Consider the following 20,329-nt stretch of genomic DNA (forward strand, 5'->3'; position numbering starts at 1 on the left):
GCATCACGCATCATACGTTCTACATCATAGTCTCGGATATAGCCATAGCCACCATGGAGTTGGACAGCCTTTGTGGTCACTTCCATGGCCACTTCTGCAGCATAGAGTTTTGCCATGGCTGCTTCTACTGAGAATGATTTCTGGGTGTCCTTAGCTACTGCTGCTTTATAGACTAAATATTTAGCGGCTTCTATTTTGGTTGCCATATCCGCTAGTTGGAATTGGGTGTTCTGGAATTTAGCAATGGATCGACCGAATTGTTTTCTCTCTTTCGTATAGGCTATTGTCGCGTTTAAAGCTCCCTCAGCTAATCCTAGAGCCTGGGCTGCAATCCCGATTCTTCCCCCATCTAGAGTTTGCATGGCGATTCCAAATCCTTTTCCTTCCCTACCAAGGAGATTTTCCTTAGGGACTATACAATTTTCAAAGATAAGCTCAGTGGTAGAAGAGGCACGAATCCCCATTTTCTTTTCCTTTGTTCCGATTGAAAAGCCTGGGAAATCCTTTTCTACGATAAAGGCAGAGATCCCCCTTGTTCCTTTGGACTTATCTGTCATAGCCATAATAATATAGATATCCGCTTGGCCCCCATTGGTAATGAAAATTTTGCTTCCATTTAATACATAGTGATCTCCCTCTAGAACAGCCTTAGTCTGTTGTCCTGCTGCGTCAGTTCCTGCACCTGGTTCTGTTAGACCAAAGGCACCTAGTTTTTCACCACTGACCAGGGGCCTTAGATATTTTTCTTTTTGCTCAGCAGTACCAAATCTATTTATAGGATCGGCAGCTAAAGATGTATGGGTGGAGACAATAACGCCTGTAGTACCACAAACCTTTGAAAGTTCCTCTACAGCTAATATGTAAGTCAGGGTGTCACAACCTTGACCACCATATTCCTTTGGTATGGGGATCCCTAAAAACCCTAATTTTTGCATCTTCTCCACTGTTTCCCGTGGGAATCTTTCTTGTTCATCTATTTCTTGGGCTAGGGGTTTAGCCTCATTTTCTGCAAACTCTCTAAACAACGTTCTTGCTTTTTCTTGCTCTTTACTTAATGTAAAATCCATCTCCATTCCTCCATAATTTTAAATTTATCCTCCCGTTAAAGGCTAGTCTCCTAAACAGGACATCCTTCTCTCGGAGCATTTATCATTATTTCTTATATTCATAAAAGCCTTTCCCAGTTTTAACGCCTAGTTGACCTCCCCGTACCATTTTGATTAGAAGTGGATGAGGACGATATTTAGGATCACCTGTCTCTTCATAAAGAACCTTCATTATTGCTAAGCACACATCTAGTCCTACCAAATCCCCCAGAGCTAAAGGCCCCATGGGATGATTTGCTCCTAGCTTCATGGCGGTGTCAATTCCCTCCACAGAGGCTATGCCTTCAGCGTAGATGCCCACGGCTTCGTTGATCATGGGAATTAAAATTCTATTGACCACGAAACCTGCTGCCTCTTCTACTTGAACAGGAGTTTTTCCAAGGGATACAGCAATGGTTTTAACTTGGTCCACTAACTCAGCTGGCGTATTTAAACCTGCAATCACTTCTACCAATTTCATGACAGGAGCTGGATTAAAAAAGTGCATCCCCACCACTGGCCGATCAAGTTCCGAAGCAAGCTCTGTAATGGAAAGAGAGGAAGTATTGGTGGCAAAAATAGCCTCTGGTTTACAAATGCTTTGTAATTCTTTGAAGGTTTGTTTTTTAATATCCATGTTTTCTATGGCTGCTTCTATCATTAAATCACAGTCTTCACAAATGTCCTTAGTGCCTGTACTAATCTTGTTGAGCATCTTATCTGCTACAGATTGTTCCATTTTGCCCTTAGCAACTCGTCTTTCTAATCCTTTAGCAATCTTTTCTTTTCCCTTTGAAGCTAATTCTTTATTGATATCGCATAAAAACACTTCATATCCCTCTGCTTGAGCAAAGGTTTGTGCAATACCTGATCCCATGGTTCCTGCACCAATGATGCCCACTTTCATAACTCATTCTCCTTTTTTGAGATTTTTATTATTTATTTAGAAATTCTGCTACTTTCCGTTTTTCTAAAAAGGCTGTCATTCCTTCTTTTTGATCGTGAGTTTCAAAGCAGCTACCAAATAATTTTTCTTCTATTTCAAGAGCTGAGTCCATATCTACTTGTAATCCATCATTAATAGCCTTTTTAGAGGCCCTTACAGCAATAGGTGCATTTTTAGCAATTTTATTGGCTATTTTTAAAGCCTGTTCCATAAGCTCTGCTTGGGGATATACGGCATTGACCAAGCCAATTCTATAGGCCTCATCGGCTTTGATATTGTACGCGGCATAAATCATTTCTTTAGCTTTTCCTACACCTATAATACGGGCTAGTCTTTGGGTACCTCCAAATCCTGGTGTGATGCCTAGACCTACCTCTGGTTGGCCAAATAAAGCATTATCTGAGCAGATTCTAATATCACAACTCATAGCCAATTCGCAGCCACCCCCTAGGGCAAAGCCATTCACTGCCGCTATGGAAGGTATTTCTAGGGTTTCTAAACTTCGGAAGATATCATTCCCAAATGTTCCCCAGTCTCTGCCTTCCTCCTTTGTCATGGTACTCATTTGCCCTATATCTGCACCTGCAACAAAAGATTTTTGTCCAGCCCCAGTAACAATCAAGGCTCTTGTTGTGTCTATATCTATTTGATTGATTGTCTCCTCGATTTCCTTTAATACATCTAGATTTAATGCATTTAGTGCCTGTGGACGATTTATCGTCATTATCCCTACTTGTTCTTGTTGTTGATAGGTAACAAAATTCAATTTATAGCCTCCTATCCCATTATTTTTAGTAGCATCTCTTATCCTTTTTATATATTGGACTCCAAGATTTCATCAAGTTTATGCACTAAAGTTTTATAATCCTTTAAACTTCTAACAATCATTTTCCCATGTTTTCCATTTAAATTTTCATGGGTAGTGCATGAACTCATACATCCTGATAGGACAATTACCAAGTCCCATGATTTACGCGGGTCTATACTGCTAGTGAAATTTATAGTGCTATATTGTTTTTTAAGCTTCTCTACTATTTGACCTCTATCATATCGGGGGTTACACCCCCCACAATACTTTATTAATACTTCTATCATAAATTCTGCCTGCTTTTTCCCAATATTTCCTTTGCAAAATGATATAATTCTGAGCTTATATCGGTGTCTAAAATAACCTCTTTAAGTTCTGGAATATTTTCTTTCAATTTGCTTTCGATGATATTTTCAACAGTGAACTTAGCAGAAGGACAGTTATTACATTGACCTAATAACCGAATATAAAGGATGCCATCTTCATAGGATGTTATCTCCACATCTCCATAATGGTCTAATAAATAAGGACGTACATCCCTTTCTAATACTTCCTGTATATTTTTTAACAAGGTTATAATCCTCCCTTCATTACACCATAATCAATATTTAAATCCATGATTTACTCTTCAATGTTTGCGATATTTTTAGCCAATTCTTTTTTATGTTCTATATTCCCTTGTCGGGCAATCATAATTCTTTGCGCTTGAGGCGAACCTGCCCCATGCATTGACTCAGTTCTATAGCCTACAGCAGCTGTACCTAAGGATAAGTTTTCAATTAATCGTAGAATTCTTAAGCGTGCTTCGGTGGATACTGATTCTATCCCTCTTAAATATTTTTCTACATAATGTCCCACTTCTTCATTTTTAAAGTCCAATTCTGAAGGTGCTGTAACCATTAAACCCCCTGCGATATCTTCCGCTAATCTTACGATTTCATAGGGGAATCTAGTTACATTTTGTTTGCATACATTGGCAAGAAGTAAATCAATGATATAATTTCCCGATTCAGTTGGATGCCCTTCAGATGAACAGGCGATTCCACAGGCATACAAGGTTTCATTCAGATGGGTCATTTCAATTAACTTATCTTTAATGTGGGAAACTTTTTCAACTCCATTATATTCCGCGGCTAGAGCTGCAGCCCCAATTAAAACATCCCCTACACCAACCTTACATCCACCATAACTTTGTCTATGATAGCCAGCAAATCTTTCTACCAACATTCCTGCAAACTCTGTTTCCCCATTTAAGAAAATTCTTTCATTGGGAACAAAAACATTGTCAAAGACAACCAGTGCCTCCATTCCGCCAAATTCTCTATTGCCTAAATCCATGTCTGCATTTTCTTCTAACTTTCTCGTATCACAGGATTGTCGTCCAACAATGATAATAATACCTTCTGTATCTGTTGGTACTGCAAAAGAGATGGCATAATCTTTATCTTCGGGTTTCATGGCTTGGGTTGGCATAACCAGTACCTCATGGGAGTTTGTTATCCCTGTTTGATGAACCTTAGCTCCTCTGACAACAACCCCATCTTCTCGTCTTTCTACAACCCTTAAATATAAATCAGGATCTACTTGTTTGCTTGGTTGGAGAGATCGATCTCCCTTTGGATCTGTCATTGCTCCGTCAACTGTATAATCCTTTTCTTCAACCATTTTCATAAACTCTTTAAATCTTTTATGATATTCAGTGCCATGTTTTTGATCAATTTCATAAGTTGTACTATATTCTGCATTAAAGGCATCCATGCCAACACATCTTTGGAAGCAAGAAGCTGTTTGTTGTCCTAATAATCTCTGCATTTTCACCTTTTTTACCAAGTCTTCTGTACTTTTATGAATATTGGTAAAACGATTAATCTTCTTTCCTGTGATTTGTGAAGCTGTAGTCATTAAGTCCTCATACTCTGGTTTATGGGCTAACTCATAAGTCATTTTCACTGAATTCATTGAAGGCCTTAGTATAGGATTATCTACAACATTTTCTACTTTCTCGCCGAACATATAGACTTGCAGGTTTAATTTTCTCAAACTTTCCTCATACTGTATCCCTGTCATTAACGGCATTAAAACCACCCTTTCCATTGGTTTATATTCTCTGAACTATCCTTGTACGATTATATTTTTTAGAATGTATAGATAAATAGGGAATGGGTTATGATATAAACAGTTAATTATCTTTATCCATTCCCTCTGTGTAAATTCTTTGAAACACATGAATTCTTCTTGGTCACTACTCCCTTCATTCATGCTACCCTATATAGGTCTTTCCCTACTCCGATAGCATGAATAAAGGTGGGTTTAGGTTTTATGCTTCTTGTAATACTAAGCCTTGATTTGCTAAGCGTTTATAATTCTCTAGCCTTTCCATAGCATCCTCTTCTGCTTTTTTAAATAATTCTTTAGCCTGCTCTGGATATTGTTGCATTAAGGATGAATAACGTACTTCACTTAATAAGAAATCCTCATAGCTTAATGTGGGTTCTTTTGAGTCCAAAATAAATGGATTTTCGCCTTCTTCTTTTAATAGTGGGTTATAACGATATAAAGTCCAATATCCCGATTCAACTGCTCGTTTTTCTTGTGCTTGAGTTTTTCCCATTCCAGCTTTTATTCCATGATTAACACATGGGGCATAAGCAATAATCAAAGATGGTCCTGGATAAGCCTCCGCTTCACGAATGGCTTGGAGGGTTTGTCTTTGACTAGCACCCATAGCGATTTGAGCCACATATACATAACCATAAGACATAGCGATCATTCCTAAATCTTTTTTCTTCGTCCGTTTACCTGAAGCAGCAAATTTAGCGATAGCTGCAGTAGGTGTGGCTTTAGAGGATTGACCACCTGTATTGGAATACACTTCTGTGTCGAATACAAGAACATTTACATTTTCATTTTGAGCTAATACATGATCTAACCCTCCAAAGTCGATGTCATAGGCCCAACCGTCTCCACCAAATATCCAGTTAGATTGTTTTACAAAATGATCTTTACTGTCGTATATCTCCTTAAGCTCTTGTATATTTTTATATTGTTCTAGAGCATTCGATAATTTATCTGCCCTTTCCCTTGTTCCTGCAGATTCATCGTAACCCTCTATCCATTCTTTCATAACCTCTGCTAGATCTTCACTTACTCCCTTTTCAAGAGCTGCTTCAATCCTTTTAGCCACTCCCTCTCGAAGGGTTTTCGCTCCAAGATACATTCCATAACCATATTCTGCATTATCTTCAAATAAGGAATATCCCCAGGCAGGCCCATGGCCTTTTTTATTGGTTGTATAGGGGATACTTGGCGCGGATCCCCCCCAAACTGTTGTACATCCTGCTGGGTTAGCAATCGTCATTCTATCCCCAAACAATTGAGTAACTAGCTTGGCATAAGGAGTCTCTCCACATCCTGCACAGGCTCCTGAGAATTCAAAATAAGGCTTTAAGAACTGGCTTCCCTTTACTGTACTTCTTTGTTTTTCAGAAATTTCAGCTGGATCAATATCCTTTATATACTCCCATGTACTTACTAAGATATCTCGTTTATTTTCAAGTGGTTGCATCACTAGAGCTTTCTCTTTAGCAGGACAAACATCAACACAGTTCCCACACCCTGTACAATCTAAGGCAGATAATCCCATGTGGAATTGCTTTCCTTTAAATCCTATAGCCGCTTTTGTATCTATAGATACTGGCGCTGCTGCAAGCTGATCATCAGATAAAATCGTTGGCCTAAGTACTGAATGAGGACATACAAAGGAGCATTGATTACATTGAATACATTTTTCTGCATCCCAGTAAGGAATATCAATTGCTATGCCTCTTTTTTCATATTGGCTAGTCCCTAAGGGGAAAGTTCCATCTTCAGATCCGACAAATACACTTACGGGTAAGGTATCCCCTTGTTGCCTATTCATAGGGATCATAATATTCTCTACAAATTCTGGCAAATCTTCTTGAACTTCTTTCTCTTTTTCCTGGGCTTTCTTCCAGGATTCTGGAACTTGAATCTTAGTAAGAGTTTCTATGCCTGCATCAATAGCTTTCCAGTTCATTTCAACAACTTGCTGTCCCTTATTTCCATAACTCTTTTGCACCGCTTCTTTTAGATACTTTGTCGCATCTTCTATAGGAATGACATTGGATAGTTTAAAGAATGCAGATTGCATAATCATGTTAATGCGATTCCTTAGGCCTATTTCTCGTGCAATATCTACAGCATTTAAGGTGTAAAATTCTATATTTTTTTCTGCAATAATTTTCTTTAAGGAAGCTGGTAAATGTTCTTCTAGCTCCTTTTTATTCCATGTACAGTTGAGTAAGAATGTACCCCCATCTTTAATATCATCAACTAAATCATATTTATCTACATAACTTTGATTGTGGCAGGCAATAAAATCAGCTGAGGTAACGGCGTAGGGTGACTGAATTGGCTCATCTCCAAATCTTAAATGAGAAATGGTTACTCCCCCAGATTTTTTAGAGTCATAGGCAAAATATGCCTGGGCATATTTATCCGTATGGTCTCCAATAATTTTAATCGCTGATTTATTTGCACCTACTGTACCATCAGAACCGAGACCCCAAAATTTACAAGAAATGGTTCCTTCGGGTGATGGATTAATTTCCTTATCATAGGGGGGAAGAGATAAATTCGTCACGTCATCTATGATACCCACTGTAAAGCCATTAAATGGTTCATCTTTTTCTAGATTTACAAACACTTCCATTACATTTGAAGGTGTAAATTCTTTAGAACCTATTCCAAAACGTCCTCCTACAATTAATGGAGCATTTTCCCTTCCATAGAAAGCATTTTTAACATCTAGATATAAGGGTTCTCCTGATGCACCAGGTTCTTTGGTACGATCGAGTACTGCAATACGTTTAATGGTTTTTGGTAGAGCTTCTAGCATATGTTCGATAGAAAATGGACGGTATAGGTGGACTTCTAGTAATCCATAATTGCCACCTCTTTCATTGACATAGGCGATGGTTTCTCTTATGGTGTCACAGCCTGATCCCATGGCAATAATAATATTTTCTGCGGTTTCTGAACCATAATAATTAAATAATTTATAGTCCCTGCCTGTTAGTTTATTAATTTCATCCATATACTCTTGAACAACTTCAGGTACTGGATCATAGAATCTATTAATGGATTCACGATATTGGAAAAAGATATCCGGATTTTGTGTTGTATTTCGAAGAACTGGACGATTTGGGTGTAAGGAATTGTCTCTGAAGGCCTTAACAGCATCTCTATCTATTAGCTCTGCTAATTCCTCATATTCTAAGACATCAATTTTCTGCATTTCATGGGATGTTCTAAATCCATCAAAAAAATGCAGTACGGGCAGACGTGATTTAATTGCGGCTAGGTGAGCCACAGCAGCAAGATCCATGCATTGTTGTACACTACTGGAAGCTAGCATAGTAAATCCTGTTTGGCGGGTAGACATCACATCTTGATGATCTCCAAATATAGAGGTGGCATTGGAGGATAAGGATCGAGCACTAACATGGAACACTCCTGGAAGCAATTCTCCTGCAATTTTATACATATTAGGTAACATTAACATTAGGCCTGCTGATGCAGTATAAGTAGTTGCCAATGCACCACTTTGTAAGGCGCCATGAATAGCTCCTGCCACCCCTCCCTCGGATTGCATTTCTTGTACAACAACAGGTTGCCCAAAAATATTTTTTCTTCCCTCAGCAGCCCAGACATCAACTACTTCAGCCATAGTAGATGATGGAGTGATTGGGAAAATGGCAGCTACATCTGTAAAAGCATAGGAAACATATGCTGCTGCAGTATTTCCATCCATAGTTTGTTGTCTACGTTTCATTATTGTATTACCTACCTTTCATTAAATATTGTATTTTATTATCGCTATAGCCTAATTCCCCTTCATTTCATTGAAATTAGATGTTGTAATAATAGATGTAGATATTAGTTCATTTTTACGTATATGCGTATACTATTCTTATATGCGTTGTAATTATATATTAACATCTAGTCGAATTTAAGTCAATAATTCGTTAAAACATATTCTTATTTTTGTTATGAATACATTCATAACAAATCCCCTCATTATTTTAATTGGTATGCCAATATTAATTAGTGCTGCCTTTTCGAACCTTCCGTATAGGTCTAAGGAGATTTCCCCTATGATGTTATTGCTATAATGGCAACCATAGATATGTATAAAGATTATCAATCTATTTATAAATTAAAGAATATCGAAAGATTCTTCCATTCGCGTATTCCAGCACCATAAATCAAAAAATCTTTTAGAAAACTTTCTTGATCTTTTTTTGTCGCTAGCTATGGGAGAATAATCTTTCAAATTACAGTAAGAGCAATTACTCTTTGTAATATTCACATATGGGGCATAAATTTTGATACAATTTAAAAAATCATGTAAAGATACTACACAACACTATGAATATATTTTAGGGGTTACTGAAAAAGGCTTTGGCCATAATAAAGAGAAATAAATGAAATAATAGAGATAAATAAAGATGCATTATCTGGGACTGTAAAAAATTCCATGCTTAAGTGAAAATAAAAACTTCTTTCTGATTTGGTATTATTTGTTAGTTCTTACCAGAAAGAAGTTTCTGTTTCCACTGCCTTATTTAAGGCAGGCTTGGGAATGGCCTGCCTTTTTCTATTCTTCTATTTATTTTTTTCTTCTAATGCCCTTAGAATCTTCTCTGGAGTGATTGGTAATGAATTAATCCTCACTCCTATTGCATCATAAATCGCATTTGCAATTGCAGGGGGCTGTGAGTTTGTAACAAATTCTCCACATCCCTTTGCCCCAAAAGGACCATATAGATCAGGATTTTCATAAAACTTAATTTCACTATTTTGAGGAATGTCCATAAATGTAGGGATAATGTAATCTGTAAAGTTTGATGCATAGGTTTCAATGCTTTCGGGAAAGTATGGTGTCAAATCTTCATAAAGTGCCATGCTTACGCCTTGAACATTCCCCCCGTCTACTTGACCTTCCGCCTGCAGTGGATTGATAACAGTACCTATATCATAACTGTTATACACATTGACTATAGTTACTACCCCTGTTTCATCATCAATTTCTACATCAATGACCGTAGAACCCCATGCATATGTTCGAGTGGGAATTGTAAACCCTGTTTCTGGATCCCTTGGAGGTGCAGGAGGGGGCAAAAATCCACCAACGCCTATTAGATATACACCGCCATAAGTAGAAGCCGTTCCAATTTCTTGTAATGTCATTGCTACTTTTTCATCATCTTTCTTAAAAACCTTTCCACCTTCATAAACTAAGTCTTCAGGGGAGCATCCCTTTACTCCTGCTACAAATTCTTTCATCCTCTGGATTAGATCCTTTGCTGCTGCAATAGCGGCTAAGCCCACTATATAAGTTGTACGAGTTCCTGCTGTGTCCATACTAAATGCTGCTGTATCGGTATTTGAGTTATCAATTGTAAATAATTCTTCACTTATCTCCAAAGCCTCTGCTGCCATCTGAATTGCAACGGTTTTAAAACCCTGGCCCATCTCACAACTTGCATTGGTCATATTAATTGTTCCATCGATTTTGATTTCAAGAGATACTAAGTCAGGATCTCCACCACCATTAAATCCAGTTGGGTAGTAAACATTTGAAACTCCTCTTCCTTTTCTAATCATCTAACTCTCCCTCCTTACTTAGAACTCATATTTGCATATTCAGGAGAAATTTCTTCGCCTGCCATCTCAGCAACCATTTTTAATGTTTCAATCTCAGAAACTGCTGTTAGCGTATTCCCAACATGATTGATATCGTTTTCTTTAAAAGCATTCTTTAATCTAAATTCAATAGGATTCATTCCAATTTTACGGGCAAGTCTGTCCATCTGTACCTGATCAGCAAACTGTCCTACATTTACGCCAAAGCCCCTCATTGAACCACTGGGCATTTTATTTGTATACACCATTCTTGCATCAACTGCAACATTTTCTACTTTTGTTGCACCGGCAACTATATTTGCATTTTTTTCAACTGCATATAATCCCAGTTCTGTATATGCACCACAGTCATGAAGCACCTCAATTTGTCTAGCTGTAAGAGTTCCGTCTTTCTTTACTCCATCCTTAAATTTGAATATCCAAGGAGATCTTATAGTCGTGTATAGCATTTCTTCCTCTCTAGTTAATTGAAACTTAACAGGCTTACCTGTAGCCAAGGCAAGAAGTCCTGCTATATGGTCTGTATGAACACTATTCATAGCACCAAATCCCCCTCCTACGGTTCCCCCTACAAGTTTCAGCTTATTCAGCGGTAGTTGAAATACATTGGCAAGATCACCCTGGGTAAAGTAAAGCCCCTGTGTCTTGGAATGAATAACAAGTTTCCCAGCCTCATCAACATAAGCTACTGATGAAGAGGTTTCAAGGGGTGCATGTTCTTGGCTAGGAGTAGTATATGTTCCTTCTACAATATAATCTGCCTCTGCAAAACCTTTCTCGACATTTCCCTTTCTTATTTTCCTTACCTCGCTTGTGCCATCAAACATATGCATGTTTCCTTCAGGTCTTACCTTTGGAGCATCAGGCTTAGTGGCTTCAATGGGGTCGATTACATAAGGGAGTTCTTCAATATCAAGTTTAATCTTTCCCAGAGCCTCTAAAGCGACTTCTTTACTTACGGCTGCAACAGCAGCAATATTTTGTCCCCTATATCTTATCAGTTCCTCTGCAAAAACATGATGATCTGGCACCATTGCAAATAAATTGTGGGGAACATCATCCTTAGTAATGACAGCGTAAACACCTGGAACCTTCAATGCTTCTGAGACATCAACATGATTAAGCTTTGCTCTATGATAAGGACTTCTTAAAGTCTTACATACAAGCATATCAGGCATGCTGACATCGCTAACATATTGGATTTTTCCTGTTACAATACCTTCACCATCATATTTCTTGACTCTCTTACCAACACTTTTATACATCCAGATCACTTCCTTTCGGAATAGGGCCATATTCACCTTTGGATACTGCTAAAAGAGCATCGGTGTATTTTTCATACCCAGCACATCTGCACAAGTTTCCACTTAATGCATCTTTAATTTCCTCTGCTGTTGTTTCCGGATGATCTAACAGAAAAGCAGTGGCTGCCATAACCATCCCTGGGGTGCAATACCCACATTGTGGTGCCCCATAATCTATAAATGCTTGTTGAATTGGATGTAAAGTTTTACCCTGGGCAAGACCGTCTACTGTTAGTATTTTTTTACCTTCTACTGTAAGGGCCAATACCAAGCATGATTTCACCGCTTTTCCATCAAGTATTACTGTACATGAACCGCAATCGCCACGATTACACCCACACTTTGGACTTGTAAGACCTAATCCGTCCCTTAATACTTCTAATAGGTTTTGCTGTGGTTTTGCTATCACTTCCACGGGATTACCATTTAAGTAAAAATGCAAGATTTTCGACATCCTTTTCCCCTCCTTTACTCAGCGTTTGACGCTGCTTCCATTGCTCGTCTGACCATCACTGGAGCAACCTTCTTACGATACCAGGCTGTTGCTCTAATATCATCTATGGGACTGATAGCATCTACAACCTTTTCACTTGCTATCCTCATATTTTCCTGGGTTAGTTCTTTACCTATAAGTGCATCTTCAACTTCTTTACATCTTAATACTGTGGGCGCAGCAGACCCAACAGCCACCCTTAGAACCTTACAAATATTGTTTTCTTTTTCTATATACGCTGCAGCATTAACAACGGAAAGGGTTTCAGCTTTTCTTCTGCCTAATTTTTTAAAGGAAGCATGACCTTCTTCTTTCTTCAAGATAATTTCAGTTAGAACTTCCACCTCATCAGCTATTGTTTTACCTGGTCCTTTGAAAAAGTCTTTTGCATCTACTTTTCTTACTCCATTAGGACCATTTAAAACAAACACTGCATCTAAGGCTATTAGAGTAGGAATACTGTCTGCTGCAGGAGAAGCATTCATAATGTTTCCCCCTATTGATGCAACATTTCTCACTGTTAAGCCTGCTATTTCATTAATTGTTTCAATTAGCACGGGAAATTCTCTTTCAATAATCTTGTTTTCTTTAATCTGGCTAAAAGTGGCTGTGGCACCAATCTTTACTTCCGTACTATTTTCCGTTATTAAATTTAAATCCATATTATCCAAAGAGATAATTAACAAATCCTTTTGTCCTTCCTTTGGAATTTGATCCAATTCAAAAGACAATTTAGGTACAAAATCTGATCCTCCAGCTAAAAATTTGACCTCATTTGAAGTATCTTTTACAATTGCCAAGAGTTCATCAAATGAATTTGGTGATTCATAGAAATAACCTCTCATATAAGTGAAACCTCCTTATTACATTCTCTTATTTCTTTGCAAAAGATGATTTTGAGAAATCATAATGCTCACTTCCATCTGGATATCTGTATCTTTTCTTATCTTGATCTTTTGGATAATCAAATCTACCGCCACAACGCATAATCATGGTCTTGATTTCAGGGGTATTTTCTTCTACTATTCTTACAAACTGATTCACCAATAACTCAGGATCACCTGCAGTATTAGCCCAATTGTCATAGTGATCAGGAATTAAAAGCTTTGCTCCAACAGCCTGCCCAACTCGCGCGCAGTCATAAGGGGTCATCTTGTCTGTTGCCCCTGGCGCATTGCTACCCATATCAAATATTGCAACATCAATATCATAATTTTCCTTAATTGCAACATACCCATCGTGATACCAAGTATCACCCATAAATAATATGTTTCCTCCTGATGTTTTGAATAAGAAACAACAAGCAGCTTCCTCAAATGGAAGATTTACTTCTCCTTCACCTGTTTTAATTGCTGTCTGGTCATAGCAAATAAGAAATTCCACTTCAGCACCTTTTACCTTCACTGATTCTCCGACCTTGGCAACAACAAGTCTGTCTTCAGGCACTTCGAATTTTCTTAATTTATCTGCTGCAACAGGCGGTGCATAAAAAAGTGCATCAGTAGTCTTTAAGGCAGCCTTAACTGCATAAATATCACAATGATCTTGATGGGCATGGGTGCAGAATACGCCATCCAACTGATTAAACTTCCAAGGATCTATAACATGTGGATTGAGTCTAATCCAATTAATGCTATCAGCGCCTGCCTGCTTGCAAACACCGCAATAATAATGTGATGTGTACATGGATGGTCCGCAATATTGGTCGATGAAAAAGACGCCTCCTTCATCTGTCTTTAGAATCCATGAAGGGCCTCCACACCACCAAAGGCTTACTTCTCCTTTTGGTACCTGTCTGTTCTCAATCTCTTGATTAAGTAGTGTTCCCCATTCTGGAAAGCTATCTCTTAACCACTGATCACGATCAATATCATGATTTTGATTTACATAATCCCCTGCAATAATGCCACGTCCATCTGATTTAATAATTTCTCTTTCCATATTCCTTCCCCCTTTATTTTTAATAAATATTTATGAATTCCTATGAAGACATTTAGAGACCTTCATAAAGTCTTTATCTCTCTTTTCAATGGCTTTTTCCCCTTGCCCATTGCTGTAATCATAAAATCCTTTGCCTGTTTTTACTCCATATGCACCTTGAGCATATAAGTCTGCCAGGAGTTTTGGAACCTCCTGGGAATTACTAAGTTCCTTAAACATATAGCTTCCAACATTAAAGAATATATCTAATCCCCCAAAGTCAATTGTTTCAAAAGGCCCTATGCATGCATACCTCATTCCAAGACCATATTTCATAACATGATCAACATCTTCAATGCTTGCAGCACCACTTTCAACAATATGAAAGGCTTCTCTTATTAGGGCATATTGTAAACGATTTAACACAAATCCATTAATATCCTTTTTTACTAACACCGGCTTTCTATGTATGGATAAAGCAACTTCTTTTACAATTTCTAATGTACTCTTTTCTGTTTTATCTCCTGCAATAATTTCCACCAATGGAATAATATGAGGAGGATTTACCCAATGCATGCCACAAAAACGTTTAGGTATGTTCACCACTTCTGCAATTTTATTTATTGATAAACCAGATGTGTTAGTGGTCAAAATGGTATCCTCTGAAACCATTTTAGAAACTTGTTCCCAAAATTTATGCTTAATAGCTAATTTTTCAGCAATGGCCTCAATAACAAAATCCGCACTTTTAAAAACTTCCATATCCAACGTATAGCTAATATTTGATATTAGTTTTTCTGAATCTTCTTTTGTTATATCACCTTCTTCAATTGTGTTTTTTTGGTTCATTCTGATCAGTTCCTTGCTCTTTGCTATTGCATCATCTGAAATATCAAATAAATTCACATGATAGCCATACCTAGCAAAAATTTGTGCAAAAGATGCCCCCATGATTCCTGCACCAGCAATTACAATATTCTTAATATCTGCTTTAGTCTTCATCTTCCCCTCCAATTTTTATAGTATCACAGCACCCTTATCTGCGGATGAAGCCAGTTTTGCATAAACTTGCAAATATCCTCTTGGTATCTCTCTATTAGGCTTAACAACATTTTTAAGCCTTTTTTTTATTTCCTCTTCGCTCACCTTTGCATTTAGGACCCCTTTTGCAATATCTATTTCGATTATGTCACCATCTTCAATGGCTGCAATAGGGCCTCCCTCTGCTGCTTCTGGTGAAATATGGCCTACAAAGCATCCATTATTAGTTCCTGAAAATCTACCATCAGTAATTAGGGCCGTTGTTTTATTTAATCCCATTCCATAAAGAAACTTCATGGCCTTATACATTTCCCTCATTCCTGGACCACCCTTTGGACCTTCATACCTAATTACAACGACATCACCATGTTCAATCTTACCCCCGAGAATGGCATCATTGGCTTCTTCTTCACTATTAAACACCTTTGCTTTGCCTAAAAAATGGTGCAAGGATTTATCAAATGCCCCTGGTTTTGTTATTGCAGAATTCGGTGCAATATTCCCATGTAGAACTGCAATTCCTCCAGTTTTCTCAAAGGGTGCTTCTGGCATTTTTATAATTTCATCATTAGGTGGGTAATCATATTGATATTGGGTTAAATTATCTGCCATAGTTTTCCCTGTGCAGGTCATAACCGAACCCTCTATAAGATCTCCTAAATTTTTCATTGCACGGGGTATGCCTCCGGCTCTATAAAATTCTTCCATATCCCACTTAGCTGCAGGATTGACCTTAACAATCTGAGGAGTGGTCTTACTTAATTTCTCAAATTCTTCTACGATATTCATATCTAATTCTGCTTCATATGCAAGTGCACTTAAGTGAAGTACCGCATTGGTTGATCCGCAAATTGCCATTGTCGTTTTAATTCCATTACGAATTGCTTCCTTGGTTAAGATATCTCGAGGTTTAAGGTCATCCTTTGCAAGTCTACAGATTTCAACTCCAGACTTAAAGGCAATTCTTAACCTCTCCGCATAGGTTGCAGGAACAAGGGCGCTTCCCGTCAAACTCATTCCCAATGCTTCTGCTAAGCAACTAACTGTATTTGCTGTTCCAAGAAAAGCACAAGAGCCACAGCTAGGACAGCAAGTATTTTCAAGAATTCCAAGAAATTCTTCATCAAGTTGCCCAGATTTTACCATACCAAGTGCTTCATCCATGGATGTTGCATCTGATTTTCTACCATCAAATTCAATACCACCCACCATTGGTCCACCGTTTACGATGATTGCGGGAATGTTTAATCTTGCAGCGGCCATCATCATACCTGGAATAATTTTATCGCAAGAACCAAGCATGACAAGCGCATCCAATTTATGTGCCTGCGCTTCGATTTCAATTGAGTTACAAATAACTTCCCGTGAAGGGAGTATGTACTTCATGCCTTCATGCCCATTTGCTATTCCATCACATGCTCCGATTACTCCAAATTCTACGGCTGTACCACCCCCACGATATATTCCCTTTTTAACGAATTCACTAACTTGGTTCAAATTAAAATGTCCCGGTACTAAAGTATTCCAAGAATTAGCGATACCAATTATAGGTCTATCCATCAGTTCATCATCTGTATAGCCCATGGATTTAAACAAACCTCTAGCAAACCCTTTATCCATTCCTTTCAAATTACCACTGCTTCTATACTTCATTTCCCACCTCCAGTAAAATTTAATGTATCTTTATATGTTAATGTATGATGTCTGACATCGTTACCTAAATTATATTCCCATTTTTCAGAAAAGTCAATGAAGTTTTGCGATTAAATATCCTTTAAAAATTCTATCATTGACATTTTTATAAAAATGCTTAATGATTAATAGATAGTGGGATAAATGATTAAAATAGCCTCATAGAAGAATTGTTAATAAATCAACTGCTCCCAAACTAATTATAATGCTATATTATATTCATTAATTTCCATCTATCTTTTTTATAAGGAAATTTAAGGTTTACAAGTAATTACTCCTAGAACATATTTATTATGTGAATTTATATTGTTTATCTACATTATGAAAGGGCGTTTTCTCTATGCAAAAAAACAATTTAAATCTAGATGAAAATCAAAAACTGTATAATGTATTAAAAGAAATAAACCCTAGTAGCAAAAAAAGGTTATCTGAAGAGCTATTTATCACATTAAGAAATTCTATTCTAAGCGGTGAACTTCCCGAAGGATATATTTTTCCAAATGAAATTGAGCTTTGTAAGAAATTAGACATTGGTAGGAGTACCCTAAGGGAGGCCTACGCTCCTCTTGAAAGGTTAAATTTAATTTGCAGAACTAAAAATGGTACCTATGTTAATTCAGAATCTGAAATAAAAAATCCAATGAATTTTGATTTAGTCGCCAAGTATTCACATTCTAAGGATATTATGGAGTTTCGTGAAATCATCGAGGTCGGCATAGCGTATAGTGCAGCAAAAAATGCTACCAAAGACGATGTTAAAAAACTAGAATCTTTGGTAAAATTAATGAAAAAAAGTTTTAATGATCCTGCTTCTCTTACAATATATGATTTTGAATTTCACTCGGAATTAGCCAGGATCTCTGGAAATGAACTTTTCCTTATTGCTTTACAAGTTGTAAGGGTAAGCTATGAGCGATTTGTTTATAACGCATTTAAAAAAGATCTTTTTCAGCAATCCATTGAAGACCACTTATCACTCATTGAAGCCCTTCGTAAAAATGATCCTAAGATGGCAAAAACTATTATGCGGGGACATTTAAAACATATCAAAAATGTTGGTTTACTAGATTAAAATTCAGCCCCCTTATATTCAAAAAAATATTGTTTATAATGTAGTCTATATAGTATTCAAAAAGTTTACCTTATCAATATATTTCACCCAGATTATAAAATTTTATAATCTGGGTGAAATATATTGATAACTTTATGGGTACATCATATCTATTTTTATCATTTACTTTTATCATAAAGAATATGTTCTTTCTTTACATATCAGATTATTTACAATCTGTATTGAATTTTTGTATCCAGAATCTAGACCTTAATCTAGTTAGTCTTCCTAATCATACCGTTGCTTGATCAATATTGCTTATAATTATACTCTATTCCCAAACTGCACTTGGATTTTGTACGCAAAATTTACCACCAGAAATTTCTATAAAGGTGCCTGTTATATAGGATGCGTATTCACTAGCTAAAAATAATAAGGGATAGGCAACTTCTTCAACCGTTCCCGCTCTTTTCATTGCCAGTGGGTCGATAATGGCCTTGTTATTTTTTTCTAATAATTTTTTATTCATCTCTGTATCGATTACCCCAGGTATATATCCTAAAACCCTTATATTATGTGGAGCTAATTCTGCTGCTAAGCTTTTCGTCATGCTATAAACTGCAGATTTTGTAGCTGCATATGCTCCTGCAGTAACAGAGGGCATGATAGAAGCAAAGGATGCTGCATTAATGATTACTCCGCCCTTTCTCTTCATTAATTTTTCCTTAGCAATTTTGGAACCTATAAATACCGACTTAACATTAATATCAAACAATTGTTCCCAATCCTGCAGGGACATATCTAGCATTTTAACTAATGGATATATCCCAGCATTATTGATCCAAATATCTATACCACCATATTTTTTTTCTACTTCATCAGCAAAATTTATTAATTCCTTTTCATTGGATACATCAGCTTTCATTCCCAATACTTCAATACCATCAGCCTCTAACTCTTTTATTGCATGATTTATATTTGATTCACTTCTTCCACAAATAGCGATCTTAGAACCATTTTCACCAAATACCTTAGCTATGGATAGGCCTATTCCCCTTGTACCTCCAGTTATAACTGTCACCTTGTCCTCTAAAGAAATATTCAAAATGTTACCTCCTTTAATTTTTTATTATCAGAGCTAAATAAAGTTTTATAAATTTAATTATTATTTCTTTCCTAATAACTTGTTGAGATAATATCTGCTACTTTTTTCTATTATTAAACATCCTCTCCATACATAGATAGCTACCTCGTCTAGATATCCCTTAAAATTGTAATTTTTTTGTGGATTCATTACTCTAAAGTATTGCTAAGTACTCCAATATTCTCAATAATAATTTCTACTTTATCCCCTGATTTCAGATATTGCTTTTCTTCAGTTGTATATCCTAGGGTTACTCCCTCAGGAGTCCCTGTAAAAATAATATCTCCCGGCTTTAAAGTCATATGTTTAGAAATATAAGATATAATAGCTGCACAGCTAAAAATCATCTTATTGGTATTTGATGATTGTCTGATTTCTCCATTCACTTTAGATTGTATTTTTAAATTTTGGGGATTGATGCCCTTTGCAGGGATGATATAAGGACCTACAGGTGCAGAGCCATCAAAGGATTTGCCAATCAACCACTGGCTACTTATAAACTGAAGATCCCTTGCTGAAAAATCGTTTCCTGCAGTATATCCGAATACATAGGATAAAGCTTCTGATTCTTCAATATTCTTGCCCTCTTTCCCTATAACAATGACTAATTCTGCCTCATAGTCTATTTTCTCGGAATTCTTAGGTATTGTAATGGCCTCATTGTGAGCTGCTAAGGCATTATTAAATTTACTAAATAACACAGGACTCTTAGGTAAGTCTTGTATTTGAAGCTCATCTATATGGCTTATGTAATTCAATCCTACACAAATAATTTTTTGTGGATTCATTATACAGGGTGCAAATTCTATTTCTTCTTCCTTTAAATATAATTCAGCATTTCCCTTAGAATTCTCTACTATTTTTTCGATAGCTTTTCCTTTGTTTTTTCTTATTACATCATCTAATGTATTTGGCATTTCTATATTCAGTAATTCCCCGGCTTTATTGATATCTAATATTTCGCAATCTGTTTTTACTCCGATTCTTATCTCTTGGTTTTTCATAAAGTTTAATAATTTCATCGATAGATACCCTCCTAATATATACTAAAAGTGAAAATGGATAGCTATGCCTTGGTCATGCTATTTCTTACTAACCGTAGAAAGCATCCTATAGA

Annotated in this window: 17 protein-coding genes; 1 reads left to right on the forward strand and 16 read right to left on the reverse strand. The window is 36.9% G+C overall.

Features of this window, described 5'->3' with window-relative positions:
* From NSA47_RS10200 to ilvD, 14 genes are all read right to left on the reverse strand, one after another.
* Positions 1 to 1,067: acyl-CoA dehydrogenase (locus NSA47_RS10200; RefSeq protein ID WP_257531630.1), on the reverse strand; the 1,067-nt coding region annotated here is incomplete at its 3' end.
* A gap of 85 nt (positions 1,068 to 1,152) precedes the next feature.
* On the reverse strand, positions 1,153 to 1,992 hold the full coding sequence (locus NSA47_RS10205; protein ID WP_257531632.1) for a 3-hydroxyacyl-CoA dehydrogenase NAD-binding domain-containing protein: 840 nt from the start codon (positions 1,990 to 1,992) through the stop codon (positions 1,153 to 1,155).
* 28 nt (positions 1,993 to 2,020) lie between these two features.
* The gene (locus tag NSA47_RS10210) at positions 2,021 to 2,797 is read right to left on the reverse strand and encodes an enoyl-CoA hydratase-related protein (RefSeq protein ID WP_257531634.1); all 777 of its coding nucleotides are present in this window, start codon (positions 2,795 to 2,797) and stop codon (positions 2,021 to 2,023) included.
* 47 nt (positions 2,798 to 2,844) lie between these two features.
* A complete protein-coding gene (locus NSA47_RS10215) occupies positions 2,845 to 3,126 on the reverse strand; it encodes a hypothetical protein (protein WP_257531636.1) in 282 nt (93 codons plus the stop codon).
* Entirely contained in the window at positions 3,123 to 3,410 is a 288-nt protein-coding gene (locus NSA47_RS10220; protein WP_257531638.1) for a NifU family protein, read from the reverse strand. Before NSA47_RS10220 ends, NSA47_RS10215 begins: the two co-directional genes overlap by 4 nt.
* Before the next feature lie 50 nt (positions 3,411 to 3,460).
* Entirely contained in the window at positions 3,461 to 4,915 is a 1,455-nt protein-coding gene (locus tag NSA47_RS10225) for a 4-hydroxyphenylacetate 3-hydroxylase family protein (RefSeq protein ID WP_257531640.1), read from the reverse strand.
* A gap of 241 nt (positions 4,916 to 5,156) precedes the next feature.
* Positions 5,157 to 8,693 (reverse strand): pyruvate:ferredoxin (flavodoxin) oxidoreductase, encoded by a 3,537-nt coding sequence (nifJ, locus tag NSA47_RS10230; protein WP_257531642.1) that lies wholly within the window; start codon positions 8,691 to 8,693, stop codon positions 5,157 to 5,159.
* Positions 8,694 to 9,526: 833 nt separating this feature from the next.
* The gene (locus NSA47_RS10235; RefSeq protein WP_257531644.1) at positions 9,527 to 10,528 is read right to left on the reverse strand and encodes a xanthine dehydrogenase family protein molybdopterin-binding subunit; all 1,002 of its coding nucleotides are present in this window, start codon (positions 10,526 to 10,528) and stop codon (positions 9,527 to 9,529) included.
* A 14-nt stretch (positions 10,529 to 10,542) separates the two neighbouring features.
* Positions 10,543 to 11,832, reverse strand: coding sequence for a xanthine dehydrogenase family protein molybdopterin-binding subunit (locus NSA47_RS10240; RefSeq protein WP_257531646.1), 1,290 nt, complete (start codon positions 11,830 to 11,832; stop codon positions 10,543 to 10,545).
* On the reverse strand, positions 11,825 to 12,325 hold the full coding sequence (locus tag NSA47_RS10245; protein WP_257531648.1) for a (2Fe-2S)-binding protein: 501 nt from the start codon (positions 12,323 to 12,325) through the stop codon (positions 11,825 to 11,827). Before NSA47_RS10245 ends, NSA47_RS10240 begins: the two co-directional genes overlap by 8 nt.
* Before the next feature lie 14 nt (positions 12,326 to 12,339).
* Positions 12,340 to 13,209, reverse strand: a complete 870-nt coding sequence (locus tag NSA47_RS10250) for an FAD binding domain-containing protein (RefSeq protein WP_257531650.1) — start codon at positions 13,207 to 13,209, stop codon at positions 12,340 to 12,342.
* A gap of 28 nt (positions 13,210 to 13,237) precedes the next feature.
* Positions 13,238 to 14,305 (reverse strand): MBL fold metallo-hydrolase, encoded by a 1,068-nt coding sequence (locus NSA47_RS10255; RefSeq protein ID WP_257531652.1) that lies wholly within the window; start codon positions 14,303 to 14,305, stop codon positions 13,238 to 13,240.
* Positions 14,306 to 14,335: 30 nt separating this feature from the next.
* Positions 14,336 to 15,286, reverse strand: a complete 951-nt coding sequence (locus NSA47_RS10260; RefSeq protein WP_257531653.1) for a 3-hydroxyacyl-CoA dehydrogenase family protein — start codon at positions 15,284 to 15,286, stop codon at positions 14,336 to 14,338.
* Positions 15,287 to 15,301: 15 nt separating this feature from the next.
* Positions 15,302 to 16,978: a dihydroxy-acid dehydratase gene (gene ilvD, locus NSA47_RS10265; protein ID WP_257531655.1), complete on the reverse strand. Its 1,677-nt coding sequence runs from the start codon at positions 16,976 to 16,978 to the stop codon at positions 15,302 to 15,304.
* Between the two features lie 379 nt (positions 16,979 to 17,357).
* Here ilvD and NSA47_RS10270 point away from each other — a divergent pair, with 379 nt between their 5' ends.
* Positions 17,358 to 18,089: a FadR/GntR family transcriptional regulator gene (locus NSA47_RS10270; protein ID WP_257531657.1), complete on the forward strand. Its 732-nt coding sequence runs from the start codon at positions 17,358 to 17,360 to the stop codon at positions 18,087 to 18,089.
* Between the two features lie 310 nt (positions 18,090 to 18,399).
* Here NSA47_RS10270 and NSA47_RS10275 read toward each other — a convergent pair whose 3' ends face one another.
* The gene (locus NSA47_RS10275; RefSeq protein WP_257531658.1) at positions 18,400 to 19,173 is read right to left on the reverse strand and encodes an SDR family NAD(P)-dependent oxidoreductase; all 774 of its coding nucleotides are present in this window, start codon (positions 19,171 to 19,173) and stop codon (positions 18,400 to 18,402) included.
* A 188-nt stretch (positions 19,174 to 19,361) separates the two neighbouring features.
* Positions 19,362 to 20,234 (reverse strand): fumarylacetoacetate hydrolase family protein, encoded by an 873-nt coding sequence (locus tag NSA47_RS10280; protein WP_257531660.1) that lies wholly within the window; start codon positions 20,232 to 20,234, stop codon positions 19,362 to 19,364.
* Positions 20,235 to 20,329: the final 95 nt, after the last annotated feature.

Source organism: Irregularibacter muris (assembly GCF_024622505.1).
Lineage (GTDB): Bacteria > Bacillota > Clostridia > Eubacteriales > Garciellaceae > Irregularibacter > Irregularibacter muris.

What these genes read in the sequence shown, in the direction of transcription:
- NSA47_RS10225 (WP_257531640.1), bottom strand. Translation starts at nt 4,915, where the DNA reads ATGCCGTTAATGACAGGGATACAGTATGAGGAAAGTTTGAGAAAATTA.
- NSA47_RS10250 (WP_257531650.1), bottom strand. Translation starts at nt 13,209, where the DNA reads ATGAGAGGTTATTTCTATGAATCACCAAATTCATTTGATGAACTCTTG.
- NSA47_RS10205 (WP_257531632.1), bottom strand. Translation starts at nt 1,992, where the DNA reads ATGAAAGTGGGCATCATTGGTGCAGGAACCATGGGATCAGGTATTGCA.
- NSA47_RS10235 (WP_257531644.1), bottom strand. Translation starts at nt 10,528, where the DNA reads ATGATTAGAAAAGGAAGAGGAGTTTCAAATGTTTACTACCCAACTGGA.
- NSA47_RS10255 (WP_257531652.1), bottom strand. Translation starts at nt 14,305, where the DNA reads ATGGAAAGAGAAATTATTAAATCAGATGGACGTGGCATTATTGCAGGG.
- ilvD (WP_257531655.1), bottom strand. Translation starts at nt 16,978, where the DNA reads ATGAAGTATAGAAGCAGTGGTAATTTGAAAGGAATGGATAAAGGGTTT.
- NSA47_RS10280 (WP_257531660.1), bottom strand. Translation starts at nt 20,234, where the DNA reads ATGAAATTATTAAACTTTATGAAAAACCAAGAGATAAGAATCGGAGTA.
- NSA47_RS10270 (WP_257531657.1), top strand. Translation starts at nt 17,358, where the DNA reads ATGCAAAAAAACAATTTAAATCTAGATGAAAATCAAAAACTGTATAAT.
- NSA47_RS10260 (WP_257531653.1), bottom strand. Translation starts at nt 15,286, where the DNA reads ATGAAGACTAAAGCAGATATTAAGAATATTGTAATTGCTGGTGCAGGA.
- nifJ (WP_257531642.1), bottom strand. Translation starts at nt 8,693, where the DNA reads ATGAAACGTAGACAACAAACTATGGATGGAAATACTGCAGCAGCATAT.
- NSA47_RS10245 (WP_257531648.1), bottom strand. Translation starts at nt 12,325, where the DNA reads ATGTCGAAAATCTTGCATTTTTACTTAAATGGTAATCCCGTGGAAGTG.
- NSA47_RS10215 (WP_257531636.1), bottom strand. Translation starts at nt 3,126, where the DNA reads ATGATAGAAGTATTAATAAAGTATTGTGGGGGGTGTAACCCCCGATAT.
- NSA47_RS10240 (WP_257531646.1), bottom strand. Translation starts at nt 11,832, where the DNA reads ATGTATAAAAGTGTTGGTAAGAGAGTCAAGAAATATGATGGTGAAGGT.